The sequence below is a fragment of the Microbacterium sp. genome, assembly GCF_041909575.1.
Classification (GTDB): domain Bacteria; phylum Actinomycetota; class Actinomycetes; order Actinomycetales; family Microbacteriaceae; genus Microbacterium.
On sequence record NZ_JAYRDE010000077.1, the window covers coordinates 1 to 14495 of the forward strand.

General features: G+C 68.9%; 12 protein-coding genes, 4 tRNA genes and 1 pseudogene. 9 read left to right on the forward strand and 8 right to left on the reverse strand.

What is annotated here, in order from left to right:
- Positions 1–233 (forward strand): annotated as a pseudogene (locus ACE3O1_RS11085) (HNH endonuclease); the annotation flags it as partial.
- Between the two features lie 168 nt (positions 234–401).
- On the opposite strand, the gene ACE3O1_RS11090 reads toward ACE3O1_RS11085, so the two are convergent.
- From ACE3O1_RS11090 to ACE3O1_RS11105, 4 genes are all read right to left on the reverse strand, one after another.
- Positions 402–2546: a 3-hydroxyacyl-CoA dehydrogenase NAD-binding domain-containing protein gene (locus ACE3O1_RS11090; RefSeq protein WP_374315096.1), complete on the reverse strand. Its 2145-nt coding sequence runs from the start codon at positions 2544–2546 to the stop codon at positions 402–404.
- Between the two features lie 12 nt (positions 2547–2558).
- Positions 2559–3761 (reverse strand): acetyl-CoA C-acyltransferase, encoded by a 1203-nt coding sequence (locus tag ACE3O1_RS11095; RefSeq protein ID WP_374315097.1) that lies wholly within the window; start codon positions 3759–3761, stop codon positions 2559–2561.
- Positions 3762–3833: 72 nt separating this feature from the next.
- Positions 3834–5033, reverse strand: a complete 1200-nt coding sequence (locus ACE3O1_RS11100) for a ribonuclease D (RefSeq protein ID WP_374315098.1) — start codon at positions 5031–5033, stop codon at positions 3834–3836.
- Positions 5026–5616, reverse strand: coding sequence for a DUF3000 domain-containing protein (locus ACE3O1_RS11105; RefSeq protein WP_374315099.1), 591 nt, complete (start codon positions 5614–5616; stop codon positions 5026–5028). Before ACE3O1_RS11105 ends, ACE3O1_RS11100 begins: the two co-directional genes overlap by 8 nt.
- A gap of 25 nt (positions 5617–5641) precedes the next feature.
- Here ACE3O1_RS11105 and ACE3O1_RS11110 point away from each other — a divergent pair, with 25 nt between their 5' ends.
- Entirely contained in the window at positions 5642–6856 is a 1215-nt protein-coding gene (locus ACE3O1_RS11110) for an alpha/beta hydrolase family protein (protein ID WP_374315100.1), read from the forward strand.
- A gap of 26 nt (positions 6857–6882) precedes the next feature.
- On the opposite strand, the gene ACE3O1_RS11115 is transcribed toward ACE3O1_RS11110, so the two are convergent.
- Both ACE3O1_RS11115 and ACE3O1_RS11120 read right to left on the reverse strand, forming a co-directional pair.
- Positions 6883–7323: a SufE family protein gene (locus ACE3O1_RS11115; protein ID WP_374315101.1), complete on the reverse strand. Its 441-nt coding sequence runs from the start codon at positions 7321–7323 to the stop codon at positions 6883–6885.
- 48 nt (positions 7324–7371) lie between these two features.
- A complete protein-coding gene (locus ACE3O1_RS11120; protein ID WP_374315102.1) occupies positions 7372–8274 on the reverse strand; it encodes a sulfurtransferase in 903 nt (300 codons plus the stop codon).
- A gap of 119 nt (positions 8275–8393) precedes the next feature.
- Here ACE3O1_RS11120 and zapE point away from each other — a divergent pair, with 119 nt between their 5' ends.
- From zapE to ACE3O1_RS11135, 3 genes are all read left to right on the forward strand, one after another.
- Positions 8394–9419, forward strand: a complete 1026-nt coding sequence (zapE, locus tag ACE3O1_RS11125) for a cell division protein ZapE (protein ID WP_374315103.1) — start codon at positions 8394–8396, stop codon at positions 9417–9419.
- Positions 9420–9579: 160 nt separating this feature from the next.
- Complete coding sequence (locus ACE3O1_RS11130; RefSeq protein ID WP_374315104.1) at positions 9580–10848, forward strand: ammonium transporter; 1269 nt, start codon at positions 9580–9582, stop codon at positions 10846–10848.
- A gap of 71 nt (positions 10849–10919) precedes the next feature.
- Positions 10920–11369, forward strand: coding sequence for a type II toxin-antitoxin system PemK/MazF family toxin (locus ACE3O1_RS11135; RefSeq protein WP_374315105.1), 450 nt, complete (start codon positions 10920–10922; stop codon positions 11367–11369).
- A 23-nt stretch (positions 11370–11392) separates the two neighbouring features.
- Here ACE3O1_RS11135 and ACE3O1_RS11140 read toward each other — a convergent pair.
- Positions 11393–11468: transfer RNA gene (locus ACE3O1_RS11140), tRNA-Val, on the reverse strand.
- A gap of 156 nt (positions 11469–11624) precedes the next feature.
- Between ACE3O1_RS11140 and ACE3O1_RS11145 the strand changes: the two genes are divergently transcribed.
- From ACE3O1_RS11145 to ACE3O1_RS11155, 3 genes are all read left to right on the forward strand, one after another.
- Positions 11625–11697, forward strand: a tRNA-Gly gene (locus ACE3O1_RS11145).
- A gap of 56 nt (positions 11698–11753) precedes the next feature.
- Positions 11754–11827: transfer RNA gene (locus ACE3O1_RS11150), tRNA-Cys, on the forward strand.
- A 24-nt stretch (positions 11828–11851) separates the two neighbouring features.
- Positions 11852–11923: transfer RNA gene (locus ACE3O1_RS11155), tRNA-Val, on the forward strand.
- 46 nt (positions 11924–11969) lie between these two features.
- Here the strand turns inward: ACE3O1_RS11155 and ACE3O1_RS11160 are convergent.
- A complete protein-coding gene (locus ACE3O1_RS11160) occupies positions 11970–12182 on the reverse strand; it encodes a KTSC domain-containing protein (protein WP_374315106.1) in 213 nt (70 codons plus the stop codon).
- Between the two features lie 199 nt (positions 12183–12381).
- Between ACE3O1_RS11160 and thrS the strand changes: the two genes are divergently transcribed.
- Positions 12382–14391: a threonine--tRNA ligase gene (thrS, locus tag ACE3O1_RS11165; protein ID WP_374315107.1), complete on the forward strand. Its 2010-nt coding sequence runs from the start codon at positions 12382–12384 to the stop codon at positions 14389–14391.
- Positions 14392–14495 lie beyond the last annotated feature (104 nt).

The following is a 14495-nucleotide window of genomic DNA, read 5'->3' on the forward strand; positions in this document are numbered from 1 at the left end:
ACACCATCGCCTGGGAACACGGCGGACCCACCGCCCTCACCAACCACGCCCCGCTATGCACCGGACACCACACCGTCAAACACCACGGCGGCTGGACCGTCCACCACATCCCCCACACCGGCGGCGCCCTCCTGTGGACCTCACCGGCCGGACGCCGCTACCGCGTCAACCCCGAACGACCCACCCCCCACTTCCAACCATCCGACGCCGGGGTGTCCGACGCACCCTTCTGAGGCGGGCACGGAGCACCTGACGCACTTCTGAGGGTGGCGGTTGGGCGCAGCGCCGCCGAACCCCGCACCCGCGCGCTCGACCGCACCGACCAGCGCGATCGGCGGTGACGAGAATCGGCCGGGACCCGGCTCTCACGAGCGCGGATCCCGGCCGACATCCTCTCGGCGTCAGGCGCCGATGCCCTTGATCACCGGGTGATGGAAGGTGTCGCCGAACACGCGCTGCGACGCTCCTTCGCGGTCGAGGTAGGGCGAGGCGCCGCCGTCGATGAACGGCCAGCCCGCGCCGAGGATGAGGCACAGGTCGATGTCCTCGACCTCGGGCACGACGCCCTCATCGAGCATGAGCTTGATCTCCTGCGCGAGCCCGTCCTGGACACGCGTGAGGATCGTGTCGGCCGACGCCGGCGACGAGCCGACGACGGGCTTCAGCAGCTTCTCCGCAGCCTTGGTCCAGCCGGTCACGCGACCGCCCTTGTCCTTCTCGACGACCTCGGGAAGCTCAGCGAGCGCGTGGAAGTTCTCGTTCGCGTAGAACCGGTCAGGGAAGGCGTGCACCATCGTGTCCTGCACGTGGGCGGCGACCTTCCAGCCGACGAGGTCGATGAGCTGGAAGGGTCCCATCGGCAGGCCGAGCGGCGCGAAGGCCTTCTCGACGTCCGCGACGGGCGTGCCCTCGTACACGGCGCGAGCGGCTTCGCCCATGACCTTGGCGAGCAGTCGGTTGACGACGAAACCCGGCGCATCCGCCGTCAGCACCGCGTTCTTGCCGAGGTTCTTGGCGACGACGAACGCGGTCGAGAGCGCGGCATCCGACGTCTGCGGAGTCTTCACGATCTCGATCAGCGGCATGACCGCGACCGGGTTGAAGAAGTGGAAGCCGACGAGACGCTCGGGGTGGGCGAGCTTCGCGCCGATCTCCTCGACCGACAGTGACGAGGTGTTGGTGGCGAGAATCGCGTCCTCGGCGATGATCTGCTCGATCTCGCCGAAGACCTGCTGCTTGACGCCGACCTCCTCGAACACGGCCTCGATCACGAAGTCGCAGTCCGCATACAGGCTCTTGTCGGTCGTACCCGTCACGAGCGCGCGCAGCCGGTTGGCGGCGTCGCCGTCCAGGCGGCCCTTCGCCTCGAGCTTGCCGATCTCGTCGTGGATGTAGGCCACGCCCTTGTCGACGCGCGCCTGGTCGAGGTCGGTGATGAGCACCGGCACCTGCAGCTTGCGCACGAAGAGCAGCGCGAACTGACTCGCCATGAGACCCGCGCCGATGATGCCGACCTTGGTCACCTTCTTGGCGAGCTCCTTGTCGGGAGCCCCCACCGGTCGCTTGGCCCGCTTCTGCACCAGATCGAAGGCGTACATGGATGCCGCGAACTGGTCGCCGACGACGAGCTCGGCCAGCGCCTCGTCCTCGCGGGCGAACCCCTCGGCCTTCGTGCCGCTCTTGGCCTTGTCGAGAAGCTCCAGCGCGGCGTACGGCGACTTCGGAACCGTGCCGATCTTGGACTCGAGCATGCCGCGCGCGACCTTGACGGCGATCGGCCACTTCGTGAGTCGCTCGAGCTTGCCCGGCTCGTTCTTGCGGTCCACCTTGACGGATCCGCCGAGCACGCCGTCCGCCCAGCGCAGCGAATCCTCGAGGAAGTTCGCGGCGGGGAAGATGGCATCGACGATGCCGTAGTCGAAGGCCTGCTGAGGCTTGAGCATCCGGTTCTGCTTGAGCGGGTTCGAGATCACGACCTCGAGCGCGTTCTCGATGCCGATGAGGTTCGGCAGCAGATACGCGCCACCCCAGCCGGGGATGATCCCCAGGAACACCTCGGGCAGCGCGATCGCGGCCGCCGAGGCATCCACGGTCCGATACGACGAGTTCAGCGCGATCTCGAGCCCGCCGCCGAGTGCGAGCCCGTTGACGAAGGCGAAAGAGGGCACGCCGAGCTCGGACAGCTTGCCGAACACGTGATGTCCGAGCTGCGCGATGAGACGTGCGTTGTCCTTGGATCCGACCTTCGAGATGTCGCTCAGGTCAGCGCCCGCCGCCAGGATGTACTGCTTCCCGGTGACGGCAACGGCCTGGATCTCGCCGGCCGCCGCCCGCGCCCTGAGGGCGTCGAGCGTCGCGCCGAGCTCCTTCAGCGTCGTCGGGCCGAGGGTGTTGGGGCGGTTGTGGTCGCGACCGTTGTCGAGGGTGATCAGTGCCAGCACCTTGCCGGAGGCGAGACGGATGTCGCGCACGCGCGAGTGGGTGACCACCTCCCCTTCGGCGAGGGCATCGAGCGGGGAGAAGTCGATCTCTTCGTAGTTCGTCATGCGAGGCGGGCCCTACTTCTTCTTGCCGTCGTAGTGCGGGTTCTCCCAGATGACCGAGCCGCCCTGTCCGAGGCCGACGCACATCGCGGTGAGGCCGTAGCGGACGTCGGGACGCTCGGCGAACTGGGCCGCGAGCTGGATCATGAGACGCACGCCCGAGGCCGCGAGCGGGTGTCCGAGCGCGATCGCGCCGCCCCACTGGTTGACACGCGGGTCGTCGTCGGCGATGCCGAAGTGGTCGAGGAGCGAGATCACCTGGATGGCGAACGCCTCGTTCAGCTCGAACAGGCCGATGTCGTCGATCGTGAGGCCGGCCTTCTTGAGGGCCTTCTCGGTCGAGGGGATCGGTCCGATGCCCATGATCTCGGGCTGCACGCCGGCGAAGGCGAACGAGACGAGCTTCATCTTCGGTGCGAGGCTGAGCTCCTTGACGGCGCCGCCACCCGCGAGGAGCGACATCGTCGCGCCGTCGGTGAGGGGCGACGACGTGCCCGCCGTCACGCGCCCATGAGGACGGAACGGCGTCTTGAGGGCCGCGAGGTCCTCCATCGTGGTCTGAGGACGACGGCCCTCGTCCTCAGTCGCGAGGCCCCACGAGCCCTCGGCGTCCTTGATCGCCACCGACACGAGGTCGGGCTGGATCTTGCCGGCGTCGTACGCCGCCTGCGCCTTGTGCTGGCTCAGCATGCCGTAGCGGTCGGACCGCTCCTTGGTCAGGTGCGGGAACCGGTCGAAGATGCGCTCGGCGGTGACGCCCATGTTCAGCGCGCCGGGATCGACCATGCGCTCGGCCACGAAACGGGGGTTCGGGTCGGCGTTCCCGCCGATCGGGTGATGCCCCATGTGCTCGACACCGCCCGCGAGGGCGAGGTCGTACATGCCGACACCGATCGACCCGGCCATCGTCGTGACGCTCGTCATCGCACCCGCGCACATGCGGTCGATGGCGAACCCGGGCACGGTCTGGGGGAGGCCCGCGAGGATCGCGACGCTGCGCCCCAGGGTCAGTCCCTGGTCGCCGGTCTGCGAGGTCGCGGCGATGGCGACGTCGTCGATGCGATCCTTCGGAACGTTCGCGTTGCGCTCCATGAGCCCGATCGTCGCCTTCACGGCGAGATCATCCGATCGGGTGTTCCAGTACATGCCTTTCTCGCCGGCGCGCCCGAAGGGGGTGCGCACTCCATCGACGAAGAAGACGTCCGAAAGCTCGGCCACTCTGCCTCCAAAAGTAGGGATGCCGCCAGCCTAGGAGCGCGCTCGGGAGCGCCGGAATCGGGTGGGGGAATCCTACGAAGCGTCGTTGGGCGCCGTCACAGCCGCTTGCACGGAACCCACAAAGGCATCGACGATCACCTGTGCAGTCTGGTCAACCTGCCAGGCCCGTGCTCCGAGCGCTCCGAGCGCTTCGCCGACGGATGCCGCGGTCAGCGGTTCCGGCGGCGACCACGCCACGCGGCGCAGCAGTTCGGGGGTGAGCAGGTTCTCCGTCGGCATGCCGAGCTCCTGGGCGCGCTGCTCGACCGCGGGACGAGCGGCCTTCAGGCGTGCATCCGCCTCGGGGTTGCGGTCCGGCCAGGCACGCGGCGGGGGGAGAGTGTCACCGCCCGGGACCCGTTCGAGCGGCAGGTCCGTCGTCGTGCGTCCCTGTTCGATGGCGTTCCACCAGCGATCGAGCTGCGTGCGACTGGCACGGCCCGTGAACTCCTTGACGGCGGCGAGCTCGGACTTGGATTTGGCGTCGGCGAGCACAGCGGCGATCAGAGCGCGATCGGGCACGAGCCGGCCGGGCGCGACATCCTGCTCGCGGGCGTAGTCCTCGCGCGCCGTCCAGAGGGCCCTGGCCACGGCGAGGGGTCGGCGTCCGCGCACGGTGTGCAGGCCGCTCAGGCGCCGCCACGGGTCCTCGCGGGCAGGCTTCGGCTCGCGCTCGAGCACGGCGCGGAACTCCTCCGCCGCGAACTCGGTCTTGCCCTGCTCCTCGAGCTCGGCGACGAGGGCGTCGCGCACGTCGACCAGATGCTCGACATCGAGCGCGGCGTACTCCAGCCAGGACTGGGGGAGCGGCCGGGTGGACCAGTCCGAGGCGGAGTGCGCCTTGGCGAGGGTGATCCCCAGCGTGTCCTCCACGACGGCACCGAGCCCGACGCGCTCATGACCCAGAAGACGGGCGGCCAGCTCCGTGTCGAACATCGACGCCGGCTCGAGCTCGAGCTCGCGCAGCGACGGCAGGTCCTGACTGGCGGCGTGCAGAATCCACTCGGCGTCGCCGATGGCCTCCTGAAGCGCCGAGAAGTCGCCGATCGGCGGCGGATCGAACAGGAAGACCCCGGCACCGCGGCGGAACACCTGGATGAGGTAGGCGCGCTGCGAGTAGCGGAACCCGGACGCGCGCTCGACGTCGACCGCCACCGGACCGTGTCCGGCGGCGAGCCGTTCTGCCGCACTGCGAAGCTCTTCGAGCTGATCGATGACGACGTATTCAGTCACGCGTCGTCCTGCGCGAACCGAGCATGGCAATCCCTTCCGAGCCCGGGGGAAGACCCGCGAGCATGCACACCAGTTCTGCCCATGCTTCCACGTGCGGCGTGATCTCGCCTTCGGGCGACCATGACGCCCGCAGCTCGATCTGCGCGCCGTCGCCCTCCGCGGCGAGGGATCCGAACCCCTTGGACAGAGTCTTGGTGGCCGTTCCCGATGCCGAGTGGAAGCCCGCTCCACGGGACTTCAGGGCATCCGTCAGCCACGCCCACGCGACGTCGGCGAGAAGCGGGTCGGTTCCGATGTCGGGTTCGAGCGGCGCCTGGGCGAAGCACACGATCCGCCAGGGCCCGTTCCACTGGGCCGGCTCCTCGACGTCGTAGAGGAGCACCAGGCGGCCCGTGCCGTACGCGGACTCCTCGCCCTCGGCCTCGGGGCGCACATCCCCCCGCAGCGCGAGGGAGTCGGGCGCGAGGCCCGTGGGCGCGGCGATCTCCTGCACCGAGATGTCGTCGCGGAATTGCATGGCGCGCACGGACTCGGCGGCATGTGCGAACGGCGTCGTAGCCGCCGGAGGACGAAGCTCAGCCACGCGGACAGACTAGAGTGAGGCCTCGATGGTCGCCCCCAGGCGCGCCGCATTGGGCGGCGCCTCACCCACAGTCCTCACCGGAATCCGGGCTGCGCTCACGATCCTGAGCGTGGCTCTGGCCGGGGTGCTCTCGGCGACGGCCGTGGCGTCGATCCACATGGCTCGCCGCATCGTCACGCCGGCCGTCCGCCGCGCCGACACCCGCATCCTCTCCCTCGACACGTCCGCTCAGACGATCACTCTCTCGCGCACCGCCGACACCGGGCTGCCCGGCCGCTACGGACTCTTCACCGCGGGGACCTCGAGCTACGTCAAGCTCGGATCGGTGCTGTCAGAGGACGAGACGAGCGTCAAGCGCAAGCTCCTCACGCACGTCGGCTCCGACGCCCGACTCTCTCCCGACGCCGCGTTCAGCGGGTGGTACTACGACCGCCCCGAGCAGCTGCACATCCCGTTCACGCCCGAGCTCATCGGATCGTCCGTGGGACCATGCCCGGCCTGGCTCTTTCCGGCGGGCGACGGCGACGTCTGGGTGATCCAGATCCACGGCCGGGGCACGAACCGCGCGGAATGCCTGCGCGCCGTGCCGCTCTTCCACAGCCTCGGCGTCACCAGCCTCGTCGTGTCGTACCGCAACGACGGCGAGGCGCCGCGCAGCCGCGCCGGCACGTACGCGCTCGGCGCCACGGAATGGCGCGACGTCGACGCCGCGGTGGGATTCGCGCGCCGTCGCGGCGCGAAGCGCGTGATCCTCATGGGGTGGTCGATGGGCGGCGCCATCGCCCTGCAGGTCTCGCTCAACTCCGCCCATCGCGGATCGATCGAGGGCCTGATCCTCGAATCGCCGGTCATCGACTGGCGGGTCGTCCTTCGGTATCAGGCCCGGGTCATGAACGTTCCCCCGTCGGTGAGCGGACTGGCCATCGAAGCGCTCCAGCACGAATGGGCCTCGCCGATCACGCGCTCCGGCGGGGCGATCCCGTTCGACCGCCTCGATGTCGTCGCCCGCGCGGCCGAGCTGCGGCATCCGGTCCTCATCCTGCACAGCGACGACGACGGCTTCGTGCCGTCCGACGCCTCGCACGACCTCGTCGTGGCACGCCCCGACCTCGTGCAGCTCGAGGTCTTCGAGGTCGCCCGCCACACCAAGCTGTGGAACTACGACCAGGAGCGATGGACCGACCGCATCACGGTGTGGCTGGTCGAACAGGGCCTCGCCGAGGCATCCGTCTCCGCCTGACGCCTGACGGCTGACCGTGCGCGCCGTCAGCGGTGGCGCTTGGCCTGCACCTGGCGCTTGGCGCGCATGAGCATGCCGGTCATGCCCGAGATGCGCAGGGGCGACACCACCTTCGTGAGGCCGATCGTCTGGGGGTAGTCGGACGGAACGGCGAGCACTTCGTCGGCGGTGAGACCGGTGAGGCCCTGCGCGAGGATGCTCGCGAAGCCGCGCGTGGTCGGAGCCTCGGGAGGAGCCGTCGCGTGCATGGCGACGATGTCGTCGTCCGACACGTCGATCACGATGAACACCGGCGACTGGCACTCCGCGACGCGCTCGTACAACTCGGGGTGGTTCTCGTACTCCGCGGGCACCGCCGGCAGCTCCTGCGAGTACTCCAGGAGCAGCTGCAGCCGATCGGCTTCGGGCAGCTCGAGGAACTCGTCGCGGATCTCGGCGAGGCTGTCGGGAAGGACGGAATCGGTCATCCCCGCCATCCTTTCACGCGACGTCGAGGACGGGGCGGATGCCTCGGCTCAGCGGCCCGGGACCTCGCCCGGCTCGGCGCCCGTGGCGATCGGAACGCGCACGGCGCTGCCCCACTCGGTCCATGAGCCGTCGTAGTTGCGGACGTCCGCGAAGCCGAGGAGATGCCGGAGCACGAACCACGTGTGGCTCGACCGTTCGCCGATGCGGCAATACGCCACGACGCGGTCGCCCTCGGTGAGCCCCACCTCGTCGAGGTAGATGGCTTCGAGCTCGGCGCGGCTCTTGAAGCCGCCGTCCTCTGCCACCGCGCGCGCCCACGGCACGCTCTTGGCGGTCGGAATGTGGCCGGCGCGAAGCGCCCCCTCCTCCGGATACGCCGGAGCGGAGGTGCGCGAGCCGTCGTACTCCTCGGGGGAGCGGACGTCGATGAGCGGGTTGCCGAGGTGGGCGAGCACATCCTCCTTGTAGGCGCGGAGCTCTGTGTCATCGCGCTCCACGACGGGGTACTCGGTCGGAGTCGGCGCGGGCTTGTCGGTGGTCAGCGGCCGCCCTTCGGCGATCCACCGGTCCCGACCGCCGTCGAGGAGGCGCACGTCCTCGTGCCCGAACAGCGAGAACACCCACAGCGCATAGGCGGCCCACCAGTTGTTCTTGTCGCCGTAGATCACGACCGTGTCGTCGCGCGAGATCCCCTTCGCCGACAGCAGCCGGGCGAAGCCCGCGCCGTCGACGTAGTCCCGAACGACCGGGTCGTTGAGCTCGGTGTGCCAGTCCACCTTCACGGCGCCGGGGATGTGACCGGTCTCGTAGAGGAGCACGTCCTCGTCGGATTCGACGACGACGAGGCCCGGGGTCCCGAGCCGCTCCTGGAGCCAGTCCCCGGTCACGAGCCGCCCCGGATCGGCGTACTCGGCGAACTTCGGCGACGATGTGTCGGTCTCGACGGCCATGGCTGCTCCTCGGTGGGGGGCGGAAGGTGTGACGACTAGGGTTGAACCGTCGACTTCGACCTTAGATTCCCGCGGGACGCCGCATCCGGCTCCCGTAAGACTCCGACACAGGATTCCCCATGAGCGCGCCCGCCCCGTCCGGCATCGTCCACCTCGCGGATCGCACCCCGCAGCTCGCCGGCGCCGACATGGTCGCCGCGCTCGTGCCGCCGCCGCAGTTCGCCGACGCGACGTTCGAGACGTACCGTGCCGACCCGGCGTATCCCTCGCAGCAGGAGGCGAAGGATCTCCTCCAGGTGTTCGCGGGCGCTGCTCAGCCCGCCAAGGGAGGCTTCTTCCGCAGGACGAAGCAGCCCGAGACCAAGCCAGGCGTGTACCTCGACGGCGGTTTCGGCGTCGGCAAGACGCACCTTCTGGCGGCCGTCTATCACGCCATGCCGGTGCGCAGGAAGTACTTCGGCTCGTTCATCGAGTACACCGCGCTCGTCGGGGCGCTGGGGTACCAGAACACGGTCGAGCTGTTCCGCGGATCCGATCTGCTGTGCATCGACGAGTTCGAGCTGGACGATCCGGGCGACACGATGGTGATGACGCGCCTGCTGGGAGAGCTCGTGTCGACGGGCACGCGTCTGGCGGCGACATCCAACACCCCTCCGAACGCCCTGGGCGAAGGGCGCTTCGCGGCGCAGGACTTCCTGCGCGAGATCCACGCCATGGCGTCGAGCTTCCAGACCATCCGCATCGACGGCACCGACTACCGTCACCGCGCCGTCGACGGCCATGCCGCAGTGCTCGACGGGCCGGGGTACGAAGCCGCGCTGGCGGATGCCGCGGCCCGCGGGGCCGTATCGGACGACGTGTTCGCAGACCTGGTCGCGCACCTCGCGCGCGTGCACCCGTCGCGGTACATCCGGCTGATCGAAGGACTTTCGGCCGTCGGCCTGCGCGACGTGGAGCCGTTCACCGACCAGTCGGCCGCGCTGCGATTCGTGGCGTTCATCGACCGGGTGTACGACGCCGAGCTGCCCATCCGCGCCACCGGCACCTCGCTCGACCTCGTCTTCCCCGACGAGATGCTCGCCGGGGGGTATCGCAAGAAGTATCTCCGCGCGATCTCACGCCTCGTGGCGTCGACTCTCGCCTGATTCGCGGCGTCGATCCGGCTCGCCGAAACACGATGTTTACGCACGAGCGGATCGCGTAACCGGTGGGAAACACAGGGTGAACCGCGGCCGAAACCGGCCATCGCGACACTAGGGGGACCCGACGCTATACCTGCGTCCCTGCAGAGAGGTTCTCCCTGAGATGGATCAAGGCAACACCGCATTCATCCTGATATGCGCGGCGCTCGTGCTTCTGATGACGCCCGGACTCGCATTCTTCTACGGCGGACTCGTGAAGGCGAAGAGCGTCATCAGCATGATGATGCTCAGCTTCGGCGCGCTCGGTCTGATCGGCGTCCTGTGGGTCGTCTACGGCTACGCGATCGCCTTCCCCGGCTCGGAGGGCCTCGTGCCGCCGTGGTCGATCGACTGGAACAACATCGGGCTCTCCGCCCTCATCGAGGTTCCCGAGGGAGCCGCGTACCCGCCGCTCGCGTTCGTCGCGTTCCAGGCGACCTTCGCGATCCTCACCGTCGCGCTCGTCTCGGGCGCCATCGCCGACCGCGCCAAGTTCGGCTCGTGGCTGATCTTCGCCGCCATCTGGGCGACGATCGTCTATTTCCCGGTCGCCAGCTGGGTCTTCAACTTCGGCCTCGCCGATGACGGCAGCTTCGCCTACGGCGGCTGGATCACGTACGGCATGCAGGAGTGGTTCGGCGTCGGCGCGATCGACTTCGCCGGTGGTACCGCGGTCCACATCAACGCCGGTGCGGCCGCCCTCGCGCTCGCCCTCGTCCTGGGCAAGCGCGTCGGCTTCCAGAAGGGCGTGCACGTCCCGCACAACCCGCCGTTCGTGCTCCTCGGCGCCGGTCTGCTGTGGTTCGGCTGGTTCGGCTTCAACGCCGGCTCCGAGCTCGCCGCCGACGGCGTCGCCGCGCTGGCCTTCGTCAACACGATCGCCGCTCCCGCCGCCGCGCTGCTCGCGTGGCTGGTCGTCGAGAAGATCAAGGACGGCAAGCCCACGTCGGTCGGCGCCGCGTCCGGTGCCGTCGCGGGCCTCGTCGCGATCACCCCCGCGTGCGCCTCGCTCACGCCCGGCTGGGCCATCCTGCTCGGGTTCATCGCCGGTGCCGTGTGCGCCGTGGCGATCGAGCTGAAGTTCAAGTGGGGCTTCGACGACTCGCTCGACGTGGTGGGCATCCACCTGGTCGGCGGTCTCATCGGAACGCTCTACCTGGGCTTCTTCGCCACCAACACCGGTCTGTTCACCGGCGGTGACGGCACCCAGCTGCTCGTTCAGGCCATCGCGGCCTTCGCGGTGCTGATCTACTCCTTCGTCCTGGCCTGGATCATCGGCTTCGCGATCGAGAAGACGGTCGGCTTCCGCGTGAAGAACGAGGACGAGGTGGCCGGCATCGACACCATCATCCACGGCGAGGAGGGCTACGTCCTGGAGAACACCCGGGTCTGATCTCCTCTGCAGTGAAGGGGCGTCGCGGATCCTCCGCGGCGCCCCTTCCGCGTGCCGGTTAGTCTGACCGCATGGACAGCTCAGGCCTTTCGGAGACCGTGGAGACCGTGGAGATCGAACCGCCGCGTCCCGACGGACTGACGATCACCTATGCGCCGGACGTCGACGGCGAACCCGACACCGGCGAGATCGTCTGGACCTGGGTTCCCTATGACGAGCGCGACGGCCGCGGCAAGGACCGTCCGGTGCTGGTCATCGCGCGCGAGGATGGCGATCGCGTGCTCGCGGTGCGCCTCACCACCAAGACGCACGAGGGGGATCGCGACTATCTCGAGATCGGCGCGGGACCGTGGGATGCCGCGGGCCGGCCGTCCTGGGTCGACGTCGAGCAGATCTACCGCGTGCACCGCGAGGGCATGCGGCGCGAGGCATCCGTTCTGGACCTGGACCGGTTCACGCGCGTCGCGGCCGCCCTGCAGAGTCGCTACGGGTGGCGCGTGGACGGTGCGTCAGCCGGCTGAGACGCGGCTCGGGGGAGAGAAGGTGGTGGGCGATACCAGACTCGAACTGATGACCTCTTCCGTGTGAAGGAAGCGCGCTACCAACTGCGCCAAACGCCCGTGACCCCGGGGGGCCGAGACACGATACTACCCGATGCCGACGGGTCTCTCCGACCGAGATGGGGAGACACGCGCGGCGCGCGTCCGGTTTTGCACTGCGCCGTTCGTGGGCTAAAGTCGATGAAGTGCCCGGGGTGCGAATCCCGGGAGCGAAATGCGGATGTAGCGCAGTTGGTAGCGCATCACCTTGCCAAGGTGAGGGTCGCGAGTTCGAGTCTCGTCATCCGCTCGAGTGCAGGGATTCCCCTCCGGGGGAGTCACGGCACGTGGGGTCAAACCACACGCGGTGGCGTGGCCGAGCGGCTAGGCACCGGCCTGCAAAGCCGTTTACACGGGTTCGAATCCCGTCGCCACCTCCACTCTGCAAGTGAACAGCCCATTGGGCGCGATTGGCGCAGCGGTAGCGCGCTTCCCTGACACGGAAGAGGTCACTGGTTCGATCCCAGTATCGCGCACGGACAGAAAGCCCCCGGTTCGCCGGGGGCTTCGTCGTACCCGGCGTCAGCGGCGGTGCTCGGTCGGGTAGACGTCGCGGATGTGCTCCCGGAAGTAGCGGCCCGCGCTGTCGGCGCCCAGCAGTGCGCGATGGACCGACGGGGGCACGGCGTAGTAGCGGTAGACGTCCCCCGACGTGAACTCCAGTTCGAGCACGGACAGCGCCGGGTCGTACCCTGCCGACGCGATCGCACCGGATTCCAGGGGCCGCCGTCTCATGCGCACGAGCGTACCCGCGGATGTCGCCGGCGCCCGGGCGCCCGCCGGATAGACTCGGGGCATGGAACTCGTCGGATCGGCCCGCGCGGTCTTCGCGGCGACGACCGGCACGCGAACGCTCGGCGCCTGAGCGGGCAGGACGTGTGCGGCGTCCGAAGCTGAGTAGCCTTGATCCGAGCCACCCTCCAGGAGAGTTTCCGTGACCGACGACGCCCTTCCGCCCGCCGTGCCGTTCCCCGCCGACGGGTTCGCCCTCTTCCCCGACCGCTCCGTCGTCGCCCTGCGCGTCAACGGCGAGCTGAAGGACCTCGCGACGGTGGTCCAGGAGACGGATGCCGTCGAGCCGGTCACCATCGACAGCCCCGACGGTCTCGACATCCTGCGCCACTCCACGGCGCACGTGCTGGCCCAGGCGGTGCAGCGCATCAACCCGCAGGCGAACCTGGGCATCGGACCGCCGATCACCGACGGCTTCTACTACGACTTCGGCGTGGAGCATCCCTTCACGCCCGAGGACGTGAAGGCGATCGACAAGGAGATGCAGCGCATCATCCGCGAGGGTCAGCGCTTCGTGCGCCGCGTCGTGAGCGACGAGGAGGCGCGCGTCGAGCTCGTCGACGAGCCGTTCAAGCTCGAGCTGATCGGGCTGAAGGGCGGATCCAAGGAGGCTGCCGAGGGCGCATCGGTCGAGGTCGGCGCCGGCGAGCTCACCATCTACGACAACGTCGACCGCGACGGCCAGACGGTCTGGAAGGACCTGTGCCGCGGCCCTCACCTTCCCAATACCCGCATGATCGGCAACGGCTGGGCTCTGCAGCGCGTGGCCGGCGCGTACTGGCGGGGGAGCGAGAAGAACCCGCAGCTCCAGCGCATCTACGGCACCGCGTGGCCCACGAAGGACGAGCTGCGCGCCTACCAGCAGCGCCTCGAGGAGGCCGCCAAGCGCGACCACCGCAAGCTCGGCAAGGAGCTCGACCTCTTCTCGTTCCCCGAAGAGATCGGGTCGGGACTGTCGGTGTGGCACCCCCGAGGCGGCATCGTCCGCGGCGAGATGGAGCAGCACGCGCGCCGCCGTCACATCGGCGGCGGCTACACCTACGTCTACACGCCGCACATCTCGAAGGAGGACCTCTTCCTCCAGTCGAACCACCTCGTCACCTACAAGGAGGGCATGTTCCCGCCCATCGTGATGGACGAGGAGCGCGACGCGAACGGCCAGATCGTCAAGCACGGCCAGGACTACTACCTGAAGCCGATGAACTGCCCGATGCACATCCTGATCTACAAGGAGCGCGCGCGAAGCTATCGCGACCTGCCGATGCGGCTCGCCGAGAACGGCACGGTCTACCGCAACGAGCTCTCCGGCGCCCTGCACGGCCTCACCCGGGTGCGCGGATTCACCCAGGACGACTCGCACCTGTTCGTCACCCCCGAGCAGCTCGAGACCGAAGCCACGCGCGTGCTGGAATTCGTCATCTCGATGCTGCGCGACTTCGGACTCGACGACTTCGAGCTCGAGCTGTCGATGCGCGACGACGAGAAGGACAAGTGGATCGGCTCGGACGAGTTCTGGGACTACTCCACCAACGCCCTCCGCAACGTCGCCGTCGCGAGCGGTCTGAAGCTCACCGAGGTGCCGGGCGAGGCGGCCTTCTACGGCCCGAAGATCGACCTCAAGACGCGTGACGCGATCGGTCGCACCTGGCAGCTGTCGACCGTCCAGGTCGACCCGAATCTGCCCGAGCGCTTCGAGCTCGAGTACACCGACCGCGACGGGCAGAAGAAGCGCCCGATCATGATCCACCGGGCGCTCTTCGGCTCGATCGAGCGGTTCTTCGCGATCCTGCTTGAGCACTACGCCGGAGCGTTCCCGGTGTGGCTCTCTCCCGTGCAGGTCGTGGGCATCCCCGTCGCCGAGGAGTACGCCGACTACCTGGCCGGCGTCGTTTCGCAGCTGCAGGCGGAGGGCGTGCGCGCGGAGCTCGACCACAGCGACGACCGCATGCAGAAGAAGATCCGCACCCACACGACGCAGAAGGTCCCGCTCATGCTGATCGCCGGCGAGCAAGACCGCGCGGCCGGCACGGTCTCGTTCCGCTTCCGCGACGGCTCGCAGGAGAACGGCGTGCCCATCGCCGACGCCGTGCGCCGCATCCGTGAGGCGATCGCATCGCACGCGCTCGTGGACTCGGCGGAGGACTTCCGGTGACCGAAGCGACGTCGGGGGCGGATGCCTCGGCCGCCGAGGATTAGCCCTCCGACGTCGCCGGACTGGTGGATTCCGCCACACTGCCCGGCGTAACCCACGGCTTA

Coding starts and splice junctions, on each gene's coding strand:
- ACE3O1_RS11130 (WP_374315104.1), top strand. CDS start 9,580: ATGGATCAAGGCAACACCGCATTCATCCTGATATGCGCGGCGCTCGTG.
- zapE (WP_374315103.1), top strand. CDS start 8,394: ATGAGCGCGCCCGCCCCGTCCGGCATCGTCCACCTCGCGGATCGCACC.
- ACE3O1_RS11160 (WP_374315106.1), bottom strand. CDS start 12,182: ATGAGACGGCGGCCCCTGGAATCCGGTGCGATCGCGTCGGCAGGGTAC.
- ACE3O1_RS11090 (WP_374315096.1), bottom strand. CDS start 2,546: ATGACGAACTACGAAGAGATCGACTTCTCCCCGCTCGATGCCCTCGCC.
- ACE3O1_RS11110 (WP_374315100.1), top strand. CDS start 5,642: ATGGTCGCCCCCAGGCGCGCCGCATTGGGCGGCGCCTCACCCACAGTC.
- ACE3O1_RS11135 (WP_374315105.1), top strand. CDS start 10,920: ATGGACAGCTCAGGCCTTTCGGAGACCGTGGAGACCGTGGAGATCGAA.
- ACE3O1_RS11115 (WP_374315101.1), bottom strand. CDS start 7,323: ATGACCGATTCCGTCCTTCCCGACAGCCTCGCCGAGATCCGCGACGAG.
- ACE3O1_RS11120 (WP_374315102.1), bottom strand. CDS start 8,274: ATGGCCGTCGAGACCGACACATCGTCGCCGAAGTTCGCCGAGTACGCC.